Genomic DNA, 21,810 nt, shown 5'->3' on the forward strand with positions numbered 1-21,810 from the left:
GCAACGCGCGCCCGAGCGTGTTCTCGTGAGCGACCGGCACCCAGGACGGGAACATCGACAACCCGCACCGCCCACGCCAGGTCAGCGCCCGGCATCGGGGGTTGCGCAGCCCTCGCCACGCCGGGTGCTGCGACTGGCGCAGCCGCACGGCGGAGTGGCCTCTCGCGCATACGTACGGGGGGCCGGGGACGTATTCGCCGAGCGCCAGCGCGCCCGCCCTGTCACGGGCGCGCTGGCACATGTCACGGACGCCGCTCATCAGGCCGGTGGCCGATCCGGCAGCAGCGACGCGGCGCCCTGCCACCCCGTGACGAGCTGCACCGAGGCGACGTAGCCGCAACCGCCGTTCAGGCACGTGCACGACCACACGCCCGCGGCGAACCGCACCGTGTGCCGCTCGGCGTGGCCCTGCACGTACGCGGTCACCTCGTGCGGCCGGAGCTCCCCGGCCGGGGTCGCGGCGGAGACCACGCGGACCCGCTCGTTCCTCAGATACCGGAGAGCCTTCGCGCGGATGCTCACCGTCGGCCGCCCATCTCCGCGATCTCATCGGCGGAGTAGTGCAGCGGGTCGTCGAACGCCTCCGCCTCGGCCTCGGCGTCCGCCGCCGCCGTGTCCGGCGCGGAGGCCGGGGCGGGCTGCGCGGGCGGAGCAGGGGCGGGGGTCGGGGTCGTGCGCGCCGCGAGGATCTCCTCCGCCGTCGCCGCCGGCGGCGGGAACTCCTCCTCCTTACGCACCTCGCCCCGCTGGATCGACTGGTAGATCACCCCGAGCTGCGCCGCGGCATGCGGCGTCCACCGGCCGTTCGGCTCCCCGACCTTGGCCTCAAGCTGCGCGAGCGTGATCCCGATCTCGGCGTACTTCTCGATCGCGTTCGCGATCCGCGTCGCCAGCGGGACACCACCGCCGTCGTTCAGCGTGGCGTTGCACAGATCCTTCGCCTCGGCCACGAACCACGGTGGAAGGATCGCGAAGATCATCTCGCGGACACGGCGAGACCCCTGGTTGGCGTTATTTTCGTAGACGTCGCGGAGCTCCTTGAGCTGGGACGGCCCCTGCTTGGTGTCCCGCAGGTGCGGGACGATGAACGTCGTGGAGACCCGCGAGTTGGTCTGGACGTCCCACGCCCACGCCTGCATCTCCGACTGGCCGAACTCGTCGTCCCGCCTCATCTCAACGATGCCGTACTGGATGTGCCCCCAGCAGCGGGCCAGCTCGCGGGCGAGGTGCACGGACGCGCCGGACACGGGACCGCCCGCCCGGGGGAACCGGTAGAAGGCGCGCTCGGCGAGGTGCCGCTGCTTGCAGGACTCGATCATCTGGTTGCGCGCGTATTGGACGTCGCGGGGGAACCGCTGCGCGACCTCGACGGCGGCCATGACCTCGGCGGCCGCACGGGACTGCTCGACGACTGTGCCCTGCCCGATTCGGCCGGGCGCCGGGACGGTCGGGATGGGAGTGCCGTTGGGGTAGGTCATGTGCTGCTCGCCTTCATGCGTGCGCGATAGCGCCTATTGGCTTCGTTCTTGCAGGTGCGGCAGGTCCGCTGGCGCCCTGTCCGCACGGTGTTCGCGGGGGTCTCGGGGTGGTCGCAGCGGAATGCCCGGGGCGCGCCGGCGCGGTAAGCGCCGCGCGCGACGTTGTCGGGGCGAGAGACCGGCTGGAGGTGATCGGGGTTGCAGCACTCCCGGACGCGACACAGGTGATCCAGGTCCATGCCCTCCGGCACCGGCCCGACAAGCAGTTCCCATACGAACCGGTGGACGACTGCGGTTCCGAGGCCGCGACGCCCCCGGTTGATGGCGCCGTAGCCGTTGCGGTGCTTCGCGCCGGTCCAGAGCCAGCACGGGCCATCCGCGTCGATGCGGGCCCAGAGCCGCTCGTCGAGAGGTTTGACCTTCCTCATGAGGTGACCTCCTGGAGGAACCGGTTCTCGGCCCACCCGGGCAGCCCGACCTGCGCCACGCTCTCGATATAGGGAGGCCAGTGGCCGGCCTTCTGGCACCGTGCGAACAGACGGAGCGCCTTGCGGTTCTCGTGCCGACCGGCGTCCAGCGCGATCTGCGTGAGCTGGACGACGCTCACGATGTACGGCGCCGTCTTCTCCTGGACCACCAGGAAGTAGGGGACGGCGTCGGACAGGCCGAGCGCGCGGACGGCGTCCTCGTACCAGGCGCCCTGCATGTGATAGCCGAAGTTGATCAGGGACTTGCTGATCGCGTCCGGGTGCGCCGAGTCGGCCGTCTTGTAATCCGCGAGGTAGAGGCGACCGTCCGGGCCCTTGGGGGGCAGCCAGTCGAGCAGCGCGCGCCGCCACACCTTCGTCGGGCCGTCCTTCCAGAACAGCGCCCGCTCCGCCTCCCCGGTCCCGCCCAGCAGCACGGACGCGAGCTCGTGCTCGCGGATCGCGGCGGCCATCTCCTCGACCTGGTCGTACTCGTCCGGCTTGAGGGGGACCGCTCCACGGTCGTAGGCGGCGTCCCGCTCGGCCTGCGCCGCGCCGGACCGGTAGGTGTCGTACGACATGCGGTGCAGCTCGGGCCCGATGCCGAGGACGAGCTTGTGCGCGGCCGTGCCCAGCTCCATCGCTTTGGTCGGCTTGGGTGGGTTGTCGGCCTCGTACCGGTACCGGGCCGGGCAGGTCGCCAGGAGCTTGCGGGCGCCGCTGGAGGAGATGCTCCCCGCCGGAACGGGGTCCGCGTGGTAGACGTCGGCGGGCATGTCGTACACGCCTTCGCTGGTGACGACGGTGGCGGGGGCCTCGGTCAGCGCGCTCACCGGTCGCCCTCCAGCCGCTCCACAACCGGCTGGACCCGCTCGTTCAGCAGCTCCACGACCCGCCGCACGGCGGCCGTCGCGTCCGCTGCGGTCAGCCGCTCGGGCGCGTCGACCGGAACCCATAGCCGGTCCGTGGGCAGGCAGAACAGCAGGAGGGTGCTCGTGCACATCGCCGGTGTCTGCTCGATCTGGTCGTCGCTCGGCTCGCACAGGCCGATGTCCTGCCGGTACTCCCAGCCCGACCAGCCGTCCAGGTCCATGAGCGGCTCGATCGGCCGGGTCATGATCCGGACGTAGGCGCGCACGGGGCCACCGGCCCGGCCGTCCGACCGGCGCCGGTGGAGCCGCGCCCAGGCGATCGGCGAGACGAACGGGACGTAGTGGGGCGGCGGCATACCCGTTCCGGTCGCTGCCCCGAATGCGGCGCAGGCGAACTCGGTGGGGTCGGGGGTGATGTCGCCGTTCCCGTTGAGGAAGGTGATCTGCCGCTGCTGCACGTTGGCGGCGTAGCGATCTTCGGCGCCGGGGGTGATGGTGAACGGGGCGGTCAAAGCGTCCACCGCCTCTGCTCGTCCCGCAGCGGCCGCCAGTCGTCGGCCGCCTCCCGCTTGGCCAGCTCCGCGTCGAGGACCTCGGCGGCCAGCCCCAGCGGCCAGCCGGTCTTCTCCGCGAGGATGTCCACCGCCGGACCCCAGCCGTACACCTCGGCCTCGTAGCCCTCGGCGACCATCGAGATCGCCTCGTCCAACGTCAGGTCCGCCATCAGCGGGCACCGCCGTTCAGCTCGGCGGCGCGCGCGTCGGCCTCGTCCTCCGTGCCGTGGTCGCTGTCCGGAATCCACTGGCCGCCGTCGTGGCGGCCGACCGTCCACACGCCCGGCTCGACGTACTGCACGACGAACGTGTCCGGGTTGCCTCCGGCGCAGTTGTGGCGGAAGAAGATGACCTGGACCTCGGACGCGTCGCCGAGGAGGTCGAAGCAGCGGCCGGTGTTCCAACCGCACGGGATGTGGCTCAGCGTGTGCAGCTCGAACCAGCCGCTCGCACGCTCGGCCCGCCAGTCGCTGGGGATCCTCACACCGCACCCCCGTCCTCGTACACGCGGTACGTCACCGGCCGGGCGGCGATCTTCTTCCGGATGTGCGCCGCGGAGGCGCCCATGTCCCCGTGCTCCCGGAGCGCCTCCAGAGCAGCTGCGACCGCGTCCGCGCGGGCGTCCAGCAGCCGGTCACGGGTGGGGACACCCTCCGACGTGGCCGCGCCCGGGAGGTCGATCGCGTCGTGGATCGCCTCCAGCAGCGCACGGACCTCGTCATCGGTGGCGGCGCGGAGCTTACCCACGACCTCCTCGACCGTCCGGCCCGGCTCGTCCTGCCAGTCGGTCAGCTCATCCAAGAGCCGCCCGATGGTCGGCGACCCCAGCACGTCGCCCAGGACGGTCCGGCCCAGCGTCCGCACCGCCGCCGCGTGCACTCCCATGGGGACGTGCGCGGCGTAGGAGTGCATGTCCACGCCGACGGCGAGGGCGAGCGCGGCCGCCAGATCCACCGGGCACCGCTCGGAGGTCCGGTCGGGCCGGTGGTCGTAGTCGCCGTTCTGGGTCCAGCCCTGGACGGTGAGGATGTCGGCGGCCTTGGTGAGGATCTGCGGGGCGGTCAGCTGCGTGTCGCTCACCGGGCACCGCCCGTCAGGCGCATCCGCGCCGCATCCGCGAACCGCCACGCCGCGACCGTGAAATCGGTCAGCAGCGCGTCCAGGCGGTGCTGCACGTCGAACGCGAGGCATGCGAGGGCCGCGGTCACCTTCTCCTGCACTAGCTCCGCCAGCCGGTCCGGGTCCGCGTCCGGGTAGTCCGCTGCGGTCGCGTTCCCCGACTGGACGTCCGCGAGCTCACCGAGCGCGCCGTCGACGTTCTCGTCGAGACGGTCGAGGCGGTCCCACGCCTCGCCGTCCCAGTCGCCCGCCTTCCCCGCGTAATCGGCGGCGATGATCGCCGTGCGGGTCCTCGCGGTGGCCAGGAGTGCCGGGTAGTCCACGCCCGTCACCCGGGCCGCGAGGCGGGGGTCGACGAGGTCGGTGAGCACGGCGGCGACGTGCTCCGGTCCGGCCTCGCACGCCAGCTTCGCGGCGTCCCGCAGGCCGATGCCGTCGATCAGGTCGCCGAACGCGGCGGTCCTGGCGGCGTCGGACAGGCCGGGCGCGATGTCCGTGAGGTCGGCGGCGGCCGACAGGCCGGGGTGGGACCGCACCTGGTAGGCGAGGACCTCCACCTCCCGGCGGGGATCGGTAATCTGTTGCATGGCTCCGCGCTCTCCTTTCAGGGTTTCCGATGTGCGGGGCTAGGGGCTCTGTCAGCCCTGCGACGGCTGACGGGGCCCCGCTTCGTTCAGGGGTTCAGGCCGAGAAGGCCGAGCTTGTCCAGGAACTTGGCCGTAGGGACCTTGAGTGCGCGGCCGACGCGGATGGTGGGGATCTCGCCACGCTCGGCCGCCTTGTAAGAGGCCGCGGGCTTCAAGCCGAAGAACTCGCCCGCCTCGGGCACGGAGATGGTGGGGCGCTCACGCGGGTCCGGGACGGCGGGCATCACACCGTCTCCTGCTCCGACTCGCGCATCAGCAAGGTGTCCTTCTCGCATCGAAGGACCCGGCAGATCGAGCCGAACATCTTCGGGCTCGGCTGCCGGCGGCCCATCTCGTACTTGGTGATGGTCGACTGGTGGACCCGGCGCCCCATTTGGACCGAAACGAGCGCCGCTAGTTCGGTGGTGGTGAGCTCGTTGTCCTCGCGCAGGGCCCGTAGGCGGTCTCCGTTGAGCTTCGCTGACTGCATGTATGCCACGTTAGGCCACGTTCGGCATCTCGTCCAGACCCTGAGTGGCGAAAAGTGGCGGAGCGTGGCCTAAAACGGCCAGACTGATGCCGGGTAAGTGGCTCTTCGTGCGCCCAAACGTGTCACGGAGGTGCTAGACGTGGCCTTTTTTGTCATAGAGACTTGGCGGATATGGAAACCAGACCCGACCCCGCCCGGGTCCGGCTCGCCGAGCACATGGACGAGCGCCGCCGCGACCTGGGAAGGCAGCGGGGGGAGCGGTTCAGCTGGGACGAGGTCGCCGTCAAAGCCGGTCTCCACCGCGAGACCCTCCGCAACATCCGCCTGCACGGGCGCCCCATGCGAGACACCACGAAAGACGGCATAGAAGACGCCCTGCAATGGGAGCGCGGCAGCATCGACGCGATCCTGCAGGGCGGCGATCCCACGCCGGCCGGACCGGCAGCGGAGGACTCCCTCGACCGCCTCGACCGCCTCTTCCATGAACGGAAGAGCGACCCGAGCGTCCGGGCCCGGCTCGAAGCGACGCTGGAAGACGACTCGCGCAAGGACGGGCACGAAACGCCCCAGGAGCGCCTGGAGCGCTTGGACCGGCTGTGGCGGCTGTGGCGCGACGACCAGGGAGAGCGCGGCACCGTGCTACGTGGACTACTCGAAACCTGGGGCGACAGTGAGGCGAGCTGAACCAAGCGTGCAAGTCGGTGAAAGTTTCAGATAGTGAGAATGTTCCACCCAGTGGAACGTCTCCGCCCTGCTGCAATCTGAACCGGTCCAACGGAGGATGTGTAATCACAACCGAACAAGCCGGGAAGTTTCCACGCTGAGCGACCCCGCCAGGCAAAAAATGCCTTCAGCGAGGACCCCCCCCCCGCAATTTCAGAAAGCGAAAGGGGTCAGCGCGCGTATGTGCTCACACGACCAGGAGACCATCACCTTCAACGCCGACCAGGCCACCACCAGCATGCGTTCCGCCGCCACCGGCGCAGGCATCGCCATGGTCATCCTCGGCCCCGTCGGCATGGCCATCGCCCTCACAGCCGGTGGACAGCTCGCAGACGTCCGCGCCGCCTACCTCGCCGGCGTCTGCTGCATCCTCCTGGCAGGCCACATGGTCGTCGCCGTCGGCACGCGCCTGGGCGCCCTCACCCTCCTCCGCCACCAGCTGGCGATGGAGCGCCTCGCCGAGCAGGAACACGCCGCCCTCCGAGGAGAGATCGACGGCCTCAAAGAGCTGATGGCGCACCTCCACGACAGCCAGGAGCGGCAGATCGAGCTGATCGGGGACTACCTCGAAGACCAACTCCGCCCCCGCCGGTACGAGCACCACAACGGCCACCGCCACAACTGAGCGGACCACCTCCCCGCGGAGACACCCTCATGGCCCCCAAAGGCACCGTGTACAAGCGGTGCGGCTGCAAGGACCCGGACACCGGCAAGCCCCTCAACGGCCGGTGCCCGGGCCTGGCCGGCCGCAAGCATGGAACGTGGACGATCGACGTCCACATCGACACCACCGCCAAGGCAGGCCGCCGGCTGAAACGCGGCGGATACCAGACCAAGACCAAAGGCGAGGCGGCCCTGGACACGATCCGGGACCTCATCAAGCTCGCGGCCGACGACGACCGGTCCCGCCGTAGGATCGGCGACCTGATCTTCACAGCGACCAAACGCGGCGGCGCCCTCCCCACCCCCACAGAGATCCGGCGACGACTCGGTGTGGGAGCAGAGCTAGCCGCACCCTCGACTACCGTCGCTGAATGGCTGAACGAATGGTTCGCTGGGAGACTCGACCTGAAGAGGTCGACCAAAAACGGCTACCGGCACACCATTGATAAGTTCTTGATCCCGCTGCTAGGAGATCTTCCCCGCGACAAGCTCACTGTGGAGCACATAGTGGGGATGTTCGATCGGATCGGCGAGTGGAACGAGGAGATAGTCGCTGCCCGCAAGGAAGGGCGCTCGTACGACCTACCTGACGATGTCCGGCAACGAAAACGCTTCGTCGGTATCGCAACCCAGCACCGGATCCTGGCAACGCTCAGCTCGGCCTACAGCGACGCCGTCCTCCGCCCCGGGATGCTCGACTGGAACCCGGCCAAGGCGGTCAGACTGCCCCCAGAGAAGCGCGATCCCCGTCGAGTGTGGGGGCCTGAGCAGGTCGGTCAGTTCATCCGGGCCACGGCAACGGACCGCCTGGGCCTGCTTTACCGCATCGTGCTCCTGCGTGGCCTGCGTCGCGGAGAGGTGTGCGGGTTGCGGTGGCAGGATCTAGATAGCGACGACGGTGGCGCCAAGATCGTCCAGACCATTCTGGAGATCAGGGGTGAGATCGTCGCGGACACTCCCAAGTCGGACGCGGGGGAGCGCTGGGTGGCATTTGATGCTGAAACCGTGGAGCTGATCCGTGGTCTGCGCCGCGCCAGAAGGCGGGAGCGGTTCGCCGCAGGTCAGAACTGGCAGGAACATGATCTGATGTTTTGTCAGGAGGACGGCGCCCCACTGCGCCCGTCGCAGGTGTCGGCTTCATTCCAGCAGCATGCCGCGCTCGCTGGGCTGCCCGTGATCACCTTGCATGAGGGGCGGCACACCGCTGCGACCCTGGCGCTGGAGTCGAGTCTGGACATCAAGATCGTGTCCGATCAGCTCGGCCACTCCTCGACGACCATCACGCAGAATCTCTATACGCATGTGCGGAAGGTCATCCACAAGGAGGCCGCCGCGCAGGTCGTGCGGATCCTGTCGGGGGCGTCGACGTCGGCGCCAGCTTCGGAATCATGATCGCGTCCGGGTGGTCGCAGTCTGGTCGCATCGGCCTGAAAACGGGAGGTTGGGGAGTGGGGTGGGGATGAGGTTGGATACGTTCGTCCTGCTGAGGGCAGCGGAGGTGCTGCTCCCGCCTATCGGTGGAAGGGTCGAATAGCATGACGAGCGCCGAGTCGACGCCGTTCTCGCTGGAGCCGAGCGAGGACGTCCGCCAGGTCCGCGACTGGGTCCACGAGTTCGCCCGGGACGTCGTCCGCCCGGCGGCACGCGAGTGGGACGAGCGCGAGGAGACCCCCTGGCCGCTGATCCAGGAGGCGTCCAAGATCGGCCTCTACTCGCTCGACTTCTTCGCCGCCCAGTGGCTGGAGCCGAGCGGTCTCGGCATCCCGGTGGCCTTCGAGGAGCTGTTCTGGGGCGACGCCGGGATCGCGCTGTCGATCGTCGGCACCGGCCTCGCCGCCGCGTCGGTCGCCGCCGTCGGCACCCCCGACCAGGTCGGCGAGTGGGTGCCCCAGATGTTCGGCACCCCCGGCGAGGTCAGGCTCGGCGCCTTCTGCGCCTCCGAACCCGACGCGGGAAGCGACGTCGGCTCGATCCGGGCCCGCGCGGTGTTCGACGAGGCCAAGGACGAGTGGGTGCTGAACGGCACCAAGACCTGGGTGACCAACGGCGGCATCGCCGACGTGCACGTGGTCGTCGCCTCCGTCCACCCCGACCTCGGCAGCCGCGGGCAGGCGAGCTTCATCGTCCCGCCGGGCACGCCGGGGCTGCGGCAGGGGCAGAAGTTCAGCAAGCACGGCATCCGCGCCTCCCACACCGCCGAGGTGATCCTTGAGGACGTGCGCGTCCCGAGCCGCCTGGTCGTCGGCGGCAAGGAACGCTTCGACGAGCGCGTCGCCCGCGTCCGCGAGGGCCGCAGCGCCAAGGGCCAGGCGGCGATGAAGACCTTCGAGACCACGCGCCCCTCCGTCGGCGCGATGGCCCTCGGCGTCGGCCGCGCCGCCTACGAGTACGCCCTCGACTACGCCCGCGAGCGCGAGCAGTTCGGCCGCAGGATCGGCGACTTCCAGGCGATCGCGTTCAAGCTCGCCGACATGCGCTGCCGCCTGGACGCGGCCCGCCTGATGGTCTGGCGCGCCGCCTGGATGGCGAGCGCCGGCCGCGACTTCGAGGGCGCCGAGGGCTCGATGGCCAAGCTGATGGCCTCGGAGATGGCCGTCCGCGTCACCGAGGAGGCCATCCAGATCCTCGGCGGCAACGGCTACACCCGCGACTACCCGGTGGAACGCATGCACCGCGACGCGAAGATCTTCACCATCTTCGAGGGAACCAGCGAGATCCAACGCCTGGTAATAGGCCGAGCCCTCACCGGCCTCCCCGTCAGATAACCCCCGACCAACACGAACACCCGGCTCCGCAACAACGCTCACCACACAGCGACGCGCCCTCTCCACCCCCGAAACCCCGGCCTTTCCCGCGATTGGGAGCGGAATGGGAGACGACCACCTGAAGGCAGGGCTAAGCGGTGGCCCGACGCCCGGCGAGCAGCTTGTTCAGCAGCGGCACCGGCGACGTCGGGCAGATCGCGAGCCGCTCGTCCAGGGCCGCCTCCCACCGCGCCTGGAGTCGGGTCCGCAGTTGGTCTCGCATGAGCAGGGAAACGTGCGCGTAGGTACCGCCGATACCCGGCATCGAGTGGCCGAGACGGTCGTGGGTGAGGATGGCGGGGGTGCCGATCTCGTCCAGCCACACCCGGTGCGAGTGCCGCAGCTTGTGCGGAGTGAGGCCCTGTTTGATCGGCAGCCATGACGCCAGTTCCAACTCGTGGACGTGCCCGGCCGCCCGGGCGGCGGCGACGCGCGGCCGGTGGGGCGTGTGCCCCCGCTGGGTGAGGTGCACGCCGCACCGGCGACGGCTCGGCAACGGGGGCAGTCCACCGCGCGGGCGTCGACGGTGGGCTGGTCGTAGCGAGGGAGACCTCGCACCACCGGTGGCGACCAGTCCAGGCTGGTCGCCGCGGGCCACGCCGGAGTGAGGGGCGTCCCGGGCCAGCCCGCTGCCATGTCGACCAGGACCGGGCGGCCTGGTGCATCGCCGGACCGCCCGGTCCGTGGACTGCGGGTGGGAGACCAGCCGGTCGTGGCCTGCTCCCACGGATGGTCGGCGTAAGAGCGGTGCAGGTGGTGACCTCCCCGCCCGTTGAGGAACAGGAACCGGCCGCCGCCGCATCCATCTCCCGTGCAGGTGCACGACGCCGGGGGCGCGCTGCCATGTGCCGGGTGAGGAGGTCGGCCAGGAACAGTGGCAGGTCGACGGCACCGAAGTAATGCGGGTGGTCGTTGCGGTAGGAGCCCTCTTGGGAGGCTTGAGCTCGAAGGGGCCGTCCGGCGGCGCCAATTGAACGTCGACGGTCAACCGATCCGCCGCGACGTGGTGCCGCTGCAGGCCCATGAGTTCGCCCCACCGGAGCCCACACCAGGCGCACACGGTCCACATGACGAAGTCGTCGTCGCGGCCCGACAGCACGGCGCACCGCTCTGCCAGCAGCAGCGCCTCCAGAGGTGTCGCCCACTGGGGTTCCCTGCGGGCGGCCTGAGCGTGCCGCTCGACCACCTTGCCGCGGCGCCTGCGGCGGGCGGCAGCGTTGTCGTCGACAAGCCCAGCGTCGCGTGCGTCACCGAGGATCGTAGAAAGTAGATTGCGTGCGTTGTCGGTGGTGTTGCGGGAGTAGCGACGCCGTAACTCGATTTCCCACGCCTGAATCTCCTCCCGGTCGAAGAGCGCGTTGACGGGCAAGTCACCGAAGGCCGGATAGATGCGGAGGCGCAGGTGCTGTTCGTAGGAGCTCGATGCCGTCCACGTCCACCAGGCGTGGGGCGTCGGCGGGGTCGCGGAAGCGCAGCTCGGCGGCGCGCCCCCGCACCTCGGCGGCGACGAGCTTGGCGTTGAACGTGGCGGTCGTCTCGCGGATGGCCTCGGCGCAGGCCGCGTTCAGCGCCTTCTCGGCTTCGCTCTACCGGGCGGTCTCCAGTTCGGCGAGCCGGGCCTCGGCCTCGCGGAACTTGGTCCGCTATCCGGCGTAGCCCGGCGAGTTGGTCGCGGACGAGCGGGTCGCGCAGGACGTGGCGGGGCAGCAGGTCGTAGTAGCTGTCGGGCGGAGCCATGAACTGCACGCCGCCGGCGGCGTGCAGCCGCACCGCGTTGATCAGGTCGGTAGTCGAGAACGCCACGTGCTGCACGCCGGCTGAACGATGCAGGTGCAGGAACTCCTCGATCTGGCCGTCGGGCTCACGCTGCACCCCGGTCCCAGGTCCGGCTCCGGCGTCGGTCTCGGCCATGACGTGCGTGACGCCGGCCTGTCCTGCAGCACGTGGCTGTTGATCACGCTGCCGCCGAAGGCGAACCGGTCGTTGGCGATGATTCTCATGCCGAAGGTCTCGCGGTACTGGGCGACCACCCCCTCCAGGGTGCCGGTGGGCAGGCACCACGCCAGGTGGTCGACGCTGTGGGGGCGGGACGGCTCGGGCGGCAGAGCCGGCTCGTCCGACGCCGCCGGGTGGGTGTCCCACAGGAATCCCGGTGGCTGGTCGTCCAGGAGGTCGGGCGCGGGCGGGACGAGCGTGTGCTGTACCGATCCTGCGCCGGTGATCCGCGCGATCCGCACGTCCTTGGTCATCGCGGCGTAGGTGGTGGTCAGGTGGATCCTCAGCCCCGATCGGCGAGCCCGGGCCAGCAGGGCGGGAAGGTCGTCGGCGTATAGGGCGACGTCGGCCACCCCGTCGCCGTGCACGGCCAGGTAGTCGGCCACCGCGCCGCTGGCGTGGGTCGGGGGGGTGAGGACGACCTGCACGTCCCGGCTGCGTACCAGGACCGAGTGCCTCCGCCACCCGTGGGCGGTCGCGATCTGCTGGAACTTCAGTCCATCGACGAAATGGTCGACGGCGGAGGGCCCCTCGGCGACATATATCTCGATGTAGGCGATGCCTTTCAGATGCTGTGACACAGCGGAACCCTTCCTGCCGATTCACTGTCGATGAGCGGTCACACCATAGGGGTCGGTCTGTCAGCGAGACTGTCCGTTCAATTCCGTCGAGGTTTTCTGAGATGTTCGGGCAGCGTCCCTGGGCGGCGAGACGATTTCAACGGACTGCTTCGCTGACACGGGCCTCCCTACTATCGGCGGTTCTCCTGTATCGAAAAGGGAAGGCTCATGTTGGAACACGCCGCGCCGGCCGCCGCGATCGCAGTGACCTTCCTGCTCGCAGCGTGTGACTCCGGCCAGGACACTGTCGACCCGTTCGACGGCCTGACCGTGCCGTACTACCTCCAGAGCCCGGAGCAGCCGCCCAGCCCCACACCACCGGGTGAACCGCCGGCGGAAGCAGACTGGGACGCCGATTCGACCCTGATCCCGCCCGGAAAGCCCGACCTTGCGGACCGGTGACGATCTGCCGCTACGGCATCTCAACCGGTATCTCACGGCCGGGCGGGCAACCGGACGTTAGCGATTAGAGTCAGCCCAGGAGACTCAACGGAGGCCGCAACCTGCTGTTGGCTCAGCACTCGTGCTGGCGACGTACTGAATGAGACGGCCCCGGACGCGGCGATCCAAGCAATGGCCGGTGCTTTGGCCTGGAAGCGTCCCTAGGGAAGGCGCCTTCAGGGGGCGCGAGATGACGTCGATACGGGTCGCCGTCATGGAGCGGGACCGGCGCGTCCGGCGGCGCGACCCGGGTATCGAGTCCCTCACAACGTACGCAGGCGGCCGGTCGGCCACGAGACGCGACCCTCCATCATCACAAGATCGACAATGCTGATGCATTGATCGTTTGAGTCTGGTTCGCGTGCTCGGTCGCCTGTGGTGGATTCACCAGGGCGGTGGTTCGCTGAAGGAGGCAGAGGCGGCCGGGATGATGAGGCGGGGCCAGCCTCGTGGCCGGTGGCGGGACAGGTCAGCAGCGATTGCCTCGGCCCGGGGGAGCAGCGCGGGACTGTGCGGGGCGAGTTCGGGATCTTCCAGCAGTGGCGTGATGGCGCGGGCGGCGGCGTGCCGGATGTCGGGATCGGGATCATCCAACAGGTCCCGCACGACCGCGAACAGCGCCGGGCGGGTCGCGCGGACGGCGAGTTCGGCGGGCGAGGGCGGGAAGCCGAAGCGGCGGGCGCTCTCCTCGGCGGCGTGGCCGACGTCGACGGTCACGCTGCCGATCAGCTCCAGCAGTTCGGCCCGCAACGCCAGCGGCGGCGGGCTGCGGTAGAACTCGGCGGGCAGTTTCACGCCTGCGGTGGCCGGATGGCGGAGCAGGGCCGCCACCACCAGGATCGCCGGGGCGGTCGCCTCGGTGACCGAGCACTGGTGGTTGATCGCCTCACCCAGCTCATGCGCCGCGCGCGCCTGCTGGGCAGGCACCCCGTGCGCTAGGACGGTCAGCAGTTCATTGACCGGCCGGACATCACCGGACTCCGCGCCGGGGCTGAAGAACACCTTCAGCCGGCCCCAATCGGTACCCGTGATTAGCTCCTGCGGGGTGGCCACCTCGTCCACGCCTCCTCCCGCCATCTCCCCGTCATCGTCCGGCCCGTCGTCGGCCCGGCCGGTGGCGGCCCTTCGCGCCCGGCGCTGTCCGCCTGCGTTGGTGTGCAGGTGGCCATCATGAGGCGATCTTCTCAGTTCGCGGGCCTGGCCGGTGTTCGGCTGGTGGGTTTCGCCTCGGTGGTGAGGGCGTGAAGGGGACGCGGCCCCGCCTCGAGGTCGGGGCGGGTGAGGGCGTAGCGGTCCAGGAAGGGGAGGTACTCATCGGCGATAGGCGAGAGCCGGGCGCACATCGCGTCGGTGACGGGGAAGCGGTCGGAGGATCTGGCCGATGCGGCCGCCATTGTCGCGATGGAGTCATGGGCTGGGCGGTCGCCTGCGCCAGTCCTTGCGGAGTTCGGCGAGGACATAGGTAGGGGCGCGATGATCGTTGCTGTCGTTGCGGACGGCAGGTGGCGGCGGTCTGGTGTGGTCGCATTTGCGGACGTGGTCGCCGTGGTCGAGGTGGCCGTGGTGGTCGCACCAGGGGCAGGCGTCGATCGCGGCCCGCAGTTGTGCGGCCTGCGTCGCCGAGGTGGGGCGGGTGGCGTGTTGACGGTGTCGGGTGAGGCGCCGGGGGAAGTTCTGGCGTCCGGCGTCGCTGTTGATCCACGCGGCGAGGTTGCGGATGCCGTCGCGGGCGGCGTCGGCAAGGATCGCGCGTACTTCGGTGGGCGTGGCGCCGTAGGCGGTGATGAGGCCGGTGGTGAGCGCGGCCAGTCATGGTTCTGGTGGCCTGAGTGGTCGGTGCCGTTGGGGGGCGGAGCGGCGTTTTGCGGGGGTGGACTGCGATGGTCGCGGCCGTCTGCGTCGGTGGGTGGACCAGAGGAGGGAGCTGCTCCGTTCATCGAAGCAGCCGTCGCGGTGTCTGCTGCGGCGGTGTCTGCTCCGATGGTCGGCGCAGTTTCCACGGCGGGTTTCACGGTGGGTGCGGTGGCCGGGGCTGCTGGGTGGGTCAGCTGGTAGGGGAGGGTCTTGCGTTTGTGTTGGAATGCTTTGGCTTCGTGTGGGGACAGCGGGGAGCCGCTGTCGGGGTGGAGCGGGGTCAGCCAGCCCTTGGCCACAAGCGCTTCGCGGATGCGTCCCACGGTTCCGGCGGAGCGGATCTTGCACTGGTGCATGAGCCGCCGGTCGGTCAGCCACGCCCGGTCATAGGGCGGGGTGTGGGCGTGGTTGGCGTAGCACAGCGCCATCGCCAGCTCGGTGGTCGACAACTTCGCGGCGGCGGCGCCCCACACGGCGTCCTGGCAGCGCTGGTAGGGCTTGGTCGACTTGATCGTCTTGAGATCCTGGGCATCATCGTCGGACACCGCGCCCCCAGCGGTTCAGCGGGTTCGGTGACCGGGGGCGCCGCGCGGTCATGTTCTGCCCATGCGGGTCACCGATGCTGAAGGGAGCGGGCCTGTTCTTGGTGTGGCGGGCGCGGGAGACGGTGGCTGGCTGGTGGCGGTGTGCCTACCTGCTGCGTGTGTCGAGCGGCCCATACGTGGTTCGCCCTCGCCGGGTCAGCGGTGGGCACAGCAGGCACCTTCCCCGCATCGGGTTCGCCCGGCCGCTCGTTGCCCTTCTTGCGAACAACCCGGCCGTAGGCGTCACTTGATGGGGCTCGCGGCGGGAGCCGTGCCGTGCTGCGGGCAAAAACCGACTCCACGGCCAAGCGAGATCTTCTGCCAGGCGGACTCATGCCGACATTCTCGTTGGTGGACGCCGCTGCAGCCCGACCGTTGCTGCCGCACCATCGCCTTTCATTCGAATACACCCCTTGATTGAGATGGTTTCGCTGCCGTCACGCGGGTGGGAGGAGAATTGAAATGTGGCGATAGCGGCGAGGATGTCAGCGTGGATGTCAGTTATCAAGTTCTCGGGGGCCGGGTACTCGAATGAGTTCCGGGATGGGGAGGAATGGCGTCGTGCAGTGAGCCGCCCAATCTATCGAGCTGGCTGGAGTCACGCTGTTGCCCGCGCGAGGGTTTCAGAGCGGCTGCCCAAGCGGCCCTTTTCCGGCGAACATTTCTCGGCTCCTTTAGCCGCGCTGCCCCGCGACTCAGACCCAGGGTGCCCGCGAGCCTCGCGGCCTCGCTTTCGTGGGGTCGGTCGGCCCAGGCTGTCGATCTAGCGTCGGTCGGCTCCCTGGCGGGCTGGTCTGGAGCGGTCCTGGCGGGCACCCTAGCAATGCCGTCGTCAGCGCCGTTGTCAGCCGGTCTCGCGGCCGCCGTGAACCTCGGTGTCGCAGACCCCGGATCGTCGTTCGATGAGCTTCCGCTTTTCGAGGTCACAACGTCCAAGGGCTGTACTGACCTGCGAAAACCCAGGTCGCCCACGAGCGAGAAGCCGATAAGCGGATTGTGTCCTCCTCCGGGCTAGCACGCTGTGCTACACGTAGACTACCCACTGCTGACAGGGGCTACGCTCCGACACCAGCGTCCGGACGGTGCGTGCTCAGGACTGTCTCTGCCGCATCCTCGTACATCCGTTGTACATCGGCGGGGAGCGTCCGCAGGCACTCGGCACCCTGCGCTGATCGGCGATGCTTTCACCACGTCCCTTCAGACCGGGGCTGGCCGGGCCAGGCGGAACCAAGGTGAACCTCGATCAGGTTCGGCGAGGTTCGCACTCGCCGATCGTGTACTTCGTTCGCAACGGAACCTGGTCAAAATCAGAACCACCAAGCACCTCGGTTCCCGGGTCTCTGCGCCGCCCCTGCGCATGAGCGATGTGGTTCAGGTTCTGCATAGGCCGCTCCGTGAACGGATGCTGCACGAGCAGTCCGCCGTGTACCGGGTCGGGAATAGCGAGTGGTTCGAGCGGGGAGCACGAACACCGAAATAATTTTGGCGAGGAATGGCCCGAACCATCCCCGCGGTGCGCGGGGAGCACGGAACCTCGGGTACAGGCATGATCCGGGCACAGGACCATCCCCGCGTGCGCGGGGAGCACCCGACGTACAAGACCCCGAAGCCGGACTGCCAGGGACCATCCCCGCGTGCGCGGGACAGGCCGCTCGTCGCGCCGAATCCGATGACCTGCTTTTCGCTGTGGACGTTGCGAACTACGGTGTGTATCCGGCACATCGTGAGCTTCCACGTCCCCTGAAAAATCGACCTCGAATACCTTCAAGGTCGTCGCTGTGAGTCCGCACACCGCGCCACCGCCGTCGCCTCGACCCGAGCGCACGCGGTGATCACGTTGGCGCGGTGCTCGGTATCGACCGAACGCAGGGCCGCCTCGAGACGCAGGGTCCGCCATTGTTCGATGGCGACGACCCTGCGGTAGCCGATCCATGCCTTGACGATCCCCGCCACCGGCAGGGCGATGGCCAACAGGAAGGTCATGATCTCCGCGCCCATGAGTTGTCCTTTCGGGTTGTTCCGCAACCGCTGTGTCACGACCATCGCTCGGGCGAGCCGTTTCCCGCTACCATTGAGAAACCCCCAGAAACTGCCGGTTTGCGGCTGGAGGACGGATGCCTGGTGGACGGCCCGCGGGACGTGGACACGATCCCGATCCGGCTCTGGCTGAGTTGGCGGCATGGTTCAAGCAGGTCATCAACGGATCCGGCCAGTCAATCAACGAGTTCGTTGTGCGGAACGGCTTGGACAAGAACATGGTCTATGGCGTCACCGGCGCCACGAAGTTGCCTAAGCCGGAGGTGCTACAGGGGTGGCTCCGCCTGTTGGCCCGCGACCCGGCCGAGGCCGACCCGATCTGGTGGAGGGCGAAAGAGGCATGGGAAAGGGCCGCCGAGGCCAAGGCGAGGGAGAAACAGCCGCAGCTGAAATCCTGGCTGGAGATCCCACAGCCTGATTCGGCCCTGCGGAACCTGCTTGAAGGGCTGATCGAGGCGGTCGACCAGCTTCCCTACTGGCTGCGGGGCATCGAGCAGCTCCCGCTTTCGCGGCTGTATGTCCGTCAGCGGCTCCGTCCTGACAGCGGCCCAGCCAACGGCGAGACCGGGAAGGGACGTGAACGGCAGGAGGCTCGACCCGACCCTGCCGACGACAGGCCGCGCACCGACGCCACCGGGACCGACACCACCCTCTCCGTTGCGGACGCGCTGAATGGCAGCACACACCTGCTGGTCACTGGCGAGCCCGGCGCCGGCAAGTCGACGCTCGGCCATCACCTCACCCTGTCCCTGGCACGAATCTGGCTACGCCTGGACCCCCCGCACGATCCCCCGCTGGCGCAACCGGTCGTGCCCCTGCGGATCCCGGCCCGGACCGTGGCAGCGGAGGACGCCAAGGGCTGGAGCTCAGTGCTGGCAGAGGCCGCCCGGCGGACGCTGGGTCCGTTGCCGGTCGTGGATCCCAGCCCGCACCAGTTCAGCGGGAGAACACAGGGCGCGCCGTGGCTGATCGTCATCGACGGTCTCGACGAGATCCTCGACCGGACCACTCGCTCGGCGATCATCCGTGCGATCGCCAGACACGCACGGACAGGTGAGGACTACCGGTTCATCATCACAACCCGTCCGCTGCCCGACGAGGAACTCACGCCCCTGCGGGCCGGAAACGTCGCGGAATGCCACCTGGAACCGTTCAAGCACGATGACCTGCGACTGTTCGCCGCCGCCTGGTTCGCGGCCCAGGACTCCATCACCGCCGAGCATCACACAGCGGACTTCCTCCGCCAGGTCGAGGACCGCCGGCTCCGCGACCTTGTTCGCAATCCCCTCCTCGCCACCATCGCGGCCCTCGTCTACACCAAGGACCCCGACCGGTCGTTGCCCACCAACAGGGTCGACCTGTACGAGCGGTTTTTCGAGTATCTGGTCACCGACGACGAAGCCCACCGCCGCGAGACCGTGACCGAGTTGCGCCGTTTCCGCGATCCGGCCCGGCTCCAGTTCGCCGAGTGGGTCCACGCCCGCCGCGTCACCATCATCGAGGTTCTGGCCGGCGAGCGGCTGGACACGGAGATCCCGTTGAACGACGCCGCGTGCGCGTGGGTGCGCGAGCACAAGCCGCAGGACATGGGCCTTCCGCCGGGCTGGGAGGAAGACCTCATCCAGCTCCTGGGCAACACAGGGGTGTTCGTACGGGAAGGCACCGGCCTGCGTTTCCTGCACCACACCTTCGCCGAATTCCTTGCCGCCCGGGTGAAGGCCGCGGACATCCCGCCAGTGTTCCCCGACCTCGACGACTGGATCCAGCGCGGCCTTGAGGAGGCTCAGCGTACCTTCGTCCTTCTCACCTTCGTGCTCTGGGGACGCCGCCCCGGCAACGAGATCGGCCTGGTCCTGCGACGGCTACTGCAAGGCAACCCAGAGTGCGTACTGCTCGCCGGACGGCTTTTAGCCGAAAGCAGTACGGTCTCCGGCGAGGACTCGGCAGAAGTCGTAGACCGACTCATCGACCTCGCCCTCGGCAACGCGCCGGAATACGAGCTGAACTACCCTCCGCCGGCGGTCAAGGATGCCGAGTCCGTCTTCGAGGTCCTCTCCAGCCTTAAGGAGAACTCCCAGGCCGCGTCCCGCCTCAACGAGCTGACCGCCCGGGGCGAGTTGCCGACGCCGACCCGCATCCACGCCGCAGCGGCCTTGGGCCTCGTCGCCGATACCGAGCGGGCCCTGGCCTCACTCACAGCCTTGGCCGAAACGCCTAGGCAGCCACGAGAGCGGGTACTCATCGCCGAGAACCTGCTCAAGCTCGCGTCGGACCGCGCCGATCTCGCGCGGTCCCTACTGCTCGGCGTCGCACACGACCCGCACGCCAAAGCGGAGTGGAGAATTGAGGCGGCGGAGAAGCTGGCGGAGATCGGCGAGCACCCCCACGCCGCGGAGACAGCCTTGGCGGTCCTGGCCGACCCCACCGCGGACAACTTCGAGCTCAGGACTGCCGCCAAGCTCCTCCTCAACGAAGACGGCTCGGCCGCCCTCGCTCAGAAGATAGCCGACGCCGCGAAATCGCCTTCCGGGCGTCGCTCTACGGCACAACGGGTTCTGATCGCCAAGGAGCTCGCGAACTTCGGACATACCGATCGGGCGGTCCCCATCATCCGTGACGTCCTGGCCGATCCCATGACCGGCGCGACGGATTTGGGCGATGCCGCCGAGGTCTGGGTGACCGCCATCGGGAACCACCCCTTGGAGGACGTCCTCGCCCTGGTCCGCCGCCACCACGCCGCAGGACCGGCTTCCTTCTGCGAACTGGCGGAGGCGTCGGCCGAGGTGGGGAACACCGAGCTGGCGATTCGTCTTGCCCGGGAGATCCTTACTGATCCCCAGGCCGGTGGCTCGTATGTGGGCAGAGCCTTCACGGTCTGGCTCACCTCGGCTGGAGACTCCGCGCTCGACACCATGCTCGACCTGCTGCGGCAACGCCCGGCGTTTGATCCGTGGGCAGGCTTCCTCATCGCCAGAGCGGTCAACAAAGCGGGACACAAAGATCTGGCAATTCGAATGGCCCGTGACGTCATCATCGATCCGGGCGCCGACAACATCGATGTGGGCGCCGCCGCCGAGGTCTGGCTCTCCGCCGCCAACCCTGATGCCTTGGCCGAAGTCCTGTCCACGGTCGAGCAACGTCCAGGTCTGCCTCCGGCGTACCGTGCCGACTTGGCGAGCAAGCTTTCGGATCTCCGGCACTACGAGGCCGCGGCAAACCAGGCTTTGCAAGCGCTCGGTGATGTCAGTATCCGGCAGAGCGACCTGGGAGAGGCCGTCGAGGCGCTGATGAAGGCGCGAGGCATCCAGGCAGCGGAGGATGTTCTCTCGGTCCTCGACGCATGCTCCGCGCCGGTCGGGAATCGCCTGGCGGCGGCGGATCGTCTCGCCACCGCGGGAGCCTTGACCACAGCGGCGCGGATCTGGTGCGAGCGGCTCACCGAACTGTCCACGGCGGTTCCGGATCAGCTGAGGGCCCTTTCCCGACTTGTGGAAACGGGCCAGCGCGAACAGGCCGTCGCTGCGCTCCGCCAAGCACTGGATGACGACGATCTTCCCTCGTCCGCACGCGCCCGCCTCCGGTCCCTGCTGGCGTGGGCGACCCTGGTCGACCCCGACGCCGAAACCTGCGGGCTTTGCCCGATAAGCGGCCCGTCCTGCAAATGCCCCTACCGAGTGACAACGCCAGGCAATGCGGTTGCGAACAATGATGGTAAGGCGGGCGGCGATATCCTCCCTTAGAGGGTGTCTTATGTTATTAGTTGAGTGAGTTTCTTGTAGCAGATGATGGTGGCAGCGAGGGTGAGGAAGCGGTGAACAGGCCGGGACCACCCCCGCGTGCGCGGGGAGCACCTAGGGCGTGCTTCTTGGATCGGCTGTCGGTGGGCGTTGGTTGGGTCACTGTGGGTTGATGGGTCGTGGTGACTTGACCGATGCCGAGTGGGAACGGCTGGCGCCGCTGCTTCCGCCGACGGGCGGGCGGGGCGGCCGGTGGTCTGATCATCGGCAGGTGATCAATGGGATCTGTCATCGGGTGCGGACCGGGGTGCCCTGGCGTGATCTGCCGCCGGAGTTCGGCGAGTGGATCACCGTCTACAAGCGGTTCCGGCGGTGGTCGGCGGATGGGACCTGGGACCGGCTGCTGGAGGCGGTGCGCGCCCAGGCCGACGCCGCCGCCGACATCGACTGGCGGGTGTCGGTCGACTCCACGATCGCGCGGGCGCACCAGCACGCGGCCGGCGCCCCGCACGGCCCGCCGCCCCTCTGGAAAAGGGGGACGGGACGGGGACGAATCAGGCCGGACCGGACTGGGCGGCGCTGTTGGCCGTGCTGGAGGAGGCGGCCTGGCAGGCGAAGCGCTAGGTTCTGTCCGGTGGATCATGTGTTGATCCAGAGCAGGGCTGTGACCAGGACGATCGCTGCGCGGTAGTTGCGGGCGAGTTTGTCGTAGCGGGTGGCGATGCCGCGCCATTGCTTGAGGCGGC

General features: G+C 68.9%; 21 protein-coding genes and 1 pseudogene. 7 read left to right on the top strand and 15 right to left on the bottom strand.

The annotated features are described in order from the left end of the window. Nucleotides 1-258: 258 nt before the first annotated feature. The 11 genes from GNZ18_RS33585 to GNZ18_RS33630 form a co-directional block, all read right to left on the bottom strand. Complete coding sequence (locus GNZ18_RS33585; RefSeq protein ID WP_156220661.1) at nucleotides 259-522, bottom strand: hypothetical protein; 264 nt, start codon at nucleotides 520-522, stop codon at nucleotides 259-261. Further along, nucleotides 519-1,478 (bottom strand): hypothetical protein, encoded by a 960-nt coding sequence (locus tag GNZ18_RS33590; RefSeq protein ID WP_156220662.1) that lies wholly within the window; start codon nucleotides 1,476-1,478, stop codon nucleotides 519-521. Before GNZ18_RS33590 ends, GNZ18_RS33585 begins: the two co-directional genes overlap by 4 nt. Further along, nucleotides 1,475-1,906 carry an HNH endonuclease signature motif containing protein gene (locus GNZ18_RS33595; RefSeq protein WP_156220663.1) on the bottom strand — a complete coding sequence of 144 codons (432 nt, stop codon included), beginning with the start codon at nucleotides 1,904-1,906 and terminating at the stop codon, nucleotides 1,475-1,477. The genes GNZ18_RS33590 and GNZ18_RS33595 overlap by 4 nt, the downstream gene beginning before the upstream one ends. Then, a complete protein-coding gene (locus GNZ18_RS33600; protein WP_173390958.1) occupies nucleotides 1,903-2,778 on the bottom strand; it encodes a PD-(D/E)XK nuclease-like domain-containing protein in 876 nt (291 codons plus the stop codon). Before GNZ18_RS33600 ends, GNZ18_RS33595 begins: the two co-directional genes overlap by 4 nt. Next, the gene (locus GNZ18_RS40980) at nucleotides 2,775-3,338 is read right to left on the bottom strand and encodes a hypothetical protein (protein WP_173390959.1); all 564 of its coding nucleotides are present in this window, start codon (nucleotides 3,336-3,338) and stop codon (nucleotides 2,775-2,777) included. Before GNZ18_RS40980 ends, GNZ18_RS33600 begins: the two co-directional genes overlap by 4 nt. Further along, nucleotides 3,326-3,541 (bottom strand): hypothetical protein, encoded by a 216-nt coding sequence (locus tag GNZ18_RS33605; protein ID WP_156220665.1) that lies wholly within the window; start codon nucleotides 3,539-3,541, stop codon nucleotides 3,326-3,328. Before GNZ18_RS33605 ends, GNZ18_RS40980 begins: the two co-directional genes overlap by 13 nt. After that, nucleotides 3,541-3,855, bottom strand: coding sequence for a hypothetical protein (locus GNZ18_RS33610; RefSeq protein ID WP_156220666.1), 315 nt, complete (start codon nucleotides 3,853-3,855; stop codon nucleotides 3,541-3,543). Before GNZ18_RS33610 ends, GNZ18_RS33605 begins: the two co-directional genes overlap by 1 nt. Next, nucleotides 3,852-4,451 carry a DUF6197 family protein gene (locus GNZ18_RS33615; protein WP_156220667.1) on the bottom strand — a complete coding sequence of 200 codons (600 nt, stop codon included), beginning with the start codon at nucleotides 4,449-4,451 and terminating at the stop codon, nucleotides 3,852-3,854. The genes GNZ18_RS33610 and GNZ18_RS33615 overlap by 4 nt, the downstream gene beginning before the upstream one ends. Beyond that, nucleotides 4,448-5,077, bottom strand: a complete 630-nt coding sequence (locus tag GNZ18_RS33620; RefSeq protein WP_156220668.1) for a hypothetical protein — start codon at nucleotides 5,075-5,077, stop codon at nucleotides 4,448-4,450. The genes GNZ18_RS33615 and GNZ18_RS33620 overlap by 4 nt, the downstream gene beginning before the upstream one ends. Nucleotides 5,078-5,163: 86 nt before the next feature. Next, nucleotides 5,164-5,361 (bottom strand): helix-turn-helix domain-containing protein, encoded by a 198-nt coding sequence (locus GNZ18_RS33625; RefSeq protein WP_173390960.1) that lies wholly within the window; start codon nucleotides 5,359-5,361, stop codon nucleotides 5,164-5,166. Beyond that, the gene (locus GNZ18_RS33630; RefSeq protein ID WP_156220670.1) at nucleotides 5,361-5,606 is read right to left on the bottom strand and encodes a helix-turn-helix domain-containing protein; all 246 of its coding nucleotides are present in this window, start codon (nucleotides 5,604-5,606) and stop codon (nucleotides 5,361-5,363) included. Before GNZ18_RS33630 ends, GNZ18_RS33625 begins: the two co-directional genes overlap by 1 nt. Nucleotides 5,607-5,777: 171 nt before the next feature. On the opposite strand from GNZ18_RS33630, the gene GNZ18_RS33635 reads away from it, so the two are divergent. The 4 genes from GNZ18_RS33635 (at nucleotide 5,778) to GNZ18_RS33650 (ending at nucleotide 9,757) form a co-directional block, all read left to right on the top strand. Beyond that, nucleotides 5,778-6,290: a hypothetical protein gene (locus tag GNZ18_RS33635; protein ID WP_156220671.1), complete on the top strand. Its 513-nt coding sequence runs from the start codon at nucleotides 5,778-5,780 to the stop codon at nucleotides 6,288-6,290. 220 nt (nucleotides 6,291-6,510) lie between these two features. After that, entirely contained in the window at nucleotides 6,511-6,954 is a 444-nt protein-coding gene (locus GNZ18_RS33640) for a hypothetical protein (RefSeq protein ID WP_156220672.1), read from the top strand. Between the two features lie 29 nt (nucleotides 6,955-6,983). Further along, entirely contained in the window at nucleotides 6,984-8,384 is a 1,401-nt protein-coding gene (locus GNZ18_RS33645; RefSeq protein WP_156220673.1) for a site-specific integrase, read from the top strand. Nucleotides 8,385-8,527: 143 nt separating this feature from the next. After that, nucleotides 8,528-9,757: an acyl-CoA dehydrogenase family protein gene (locus tag GNZ18_RS33650; protein ID WP_156220674.1), complete on the top strand. Its 1,230-nt coding sequence runs from the start codon at nucleotides 8,528-8,530 to the stop codon at nucleotides 9,755-9,757. Between the two features lie 130 nt (nucleotides 9,758-9,887). Here GNZ18_RS33650 and GNZ18_RS33655 read toward each other — a convergent pair whose 3' ends face one another. Together GNZ18_RS33655 and GNZ18_RS33660 are read right to left on the bottom strand one after the other, a co-directional pair. Further along, nucleotides 9,888-10,292: a hypothetical protein gene (locus tag GNZ18_RS33655; protein WP_156220675.1), complete on the bottom strand. Its 405-nt coding sequence runs from the start codon at nucleotides 10,290-10,292 to the stop codon at nucleotides 9,888-9,890. 1,282 nt (nucleotides 10,293-11,574) lie between these two features. Next, nucleotides 11,575-12,372, bottom strand: a complete 798-nt coding sequence (locus tag GNZ18_RS33660; RefSeq protein ID WP_156220676.1) for a VOC family protein — start codon at nucleotides 12,370-12,372, stop codon at nucleotides 11,575-11,577. A 207-nt stretch (nucleotides 12,373-12,579) separates the two neighbouring features. On the opposite strand from GNZ18_RS33660, the gene GNZ18_RS33665 reads away from it, so the two are divergent. After that, complete coding sequence (locus tag GNZ18_RS33665) at nucleotides 12,580-12,813, top strand: hypothetical protein (protein ID WP_156220677.1); 234 nt, start codon at nucleotides 12,580-12,582, stop codon at nucleotides 12,811-12,813. A 423-nt stretch (nucleotides 12,814-13,236) separates the two neighbouring features. Here GNZ18_RS33665 and GNZ18_RS33670 read toward each other — a convergent pair whose 3' ends face one another. Both GNZ18_RS33670 and GNZ18_RS33675 read right to left on the bottom strand, forming a co-directional pair. After that, entirely contained in the window at nucleotides 13,237-13,914 is a 678-nt protein-coding gene (locus GNZ18_RS33670) for a hypothetical protein (RefSeq protein ID WP_156220678.1), read from the bottom strand. Between the two features lie 3,140 nt (nucleotides 13,915-17,054). Beyond that, nucleotides 17,055-17,288 carry a hypothetical protein gene (locus tag GNZ18_RS33675; RefSeq protein WP_156220679.1) on the bottom strand — a complete coding sequence of 78 codons (234 nt, stop codon included), beginning with the start codon at nucleotides 17,286-17,288 and terminating at the stop codon, nucleotides 17,055-17,057. A 116-nt stretch (nucleotides 17,289-17,404) separates the two neighbouring features. Here GNZ18_RS33675 and GNZ18_RS33680 point away from each other — a divergent pair, with 116 nt between their 5' ends. Together GNZ18_RS33680 and GNZ18_RS43395 are read left to right on the top strand one after the other, a co-directional pair. After that, on the top strand, nucleotides 17,405-21,067 hold the full coding sequence (locus GNZ18_RS33680; RefSeq protein ID WP_156220680.1) for an NACHT domain-containing protein: 3,663 nt from the start codon (nucleotides 17,405-17,407) through the stop codon (nucleotides 21,065-21,067). Nucleotides 21,068-21,236: 169 nt separating this feature from the next. Beyond that, nucleotides 21,237-21,629: pseudogene (locus tag GNZ18_RS43395) on the top strand (IS5 family transposase); the annotation flags it as partial. Between the last annotated feature and the right edge of the window lie 181 nt (nucleotides 21,630-21,810).

Origin of the sequence: Actinomadura litoris (assembly GCF_009733595.1) — a bacterium.
Classification (GTDB): Bacteria; Actinomycetota; Actinomycetes; order Streptosporangiales; family Streptosporangiaceae; genus Spirillospora; species Spirillospora litoris.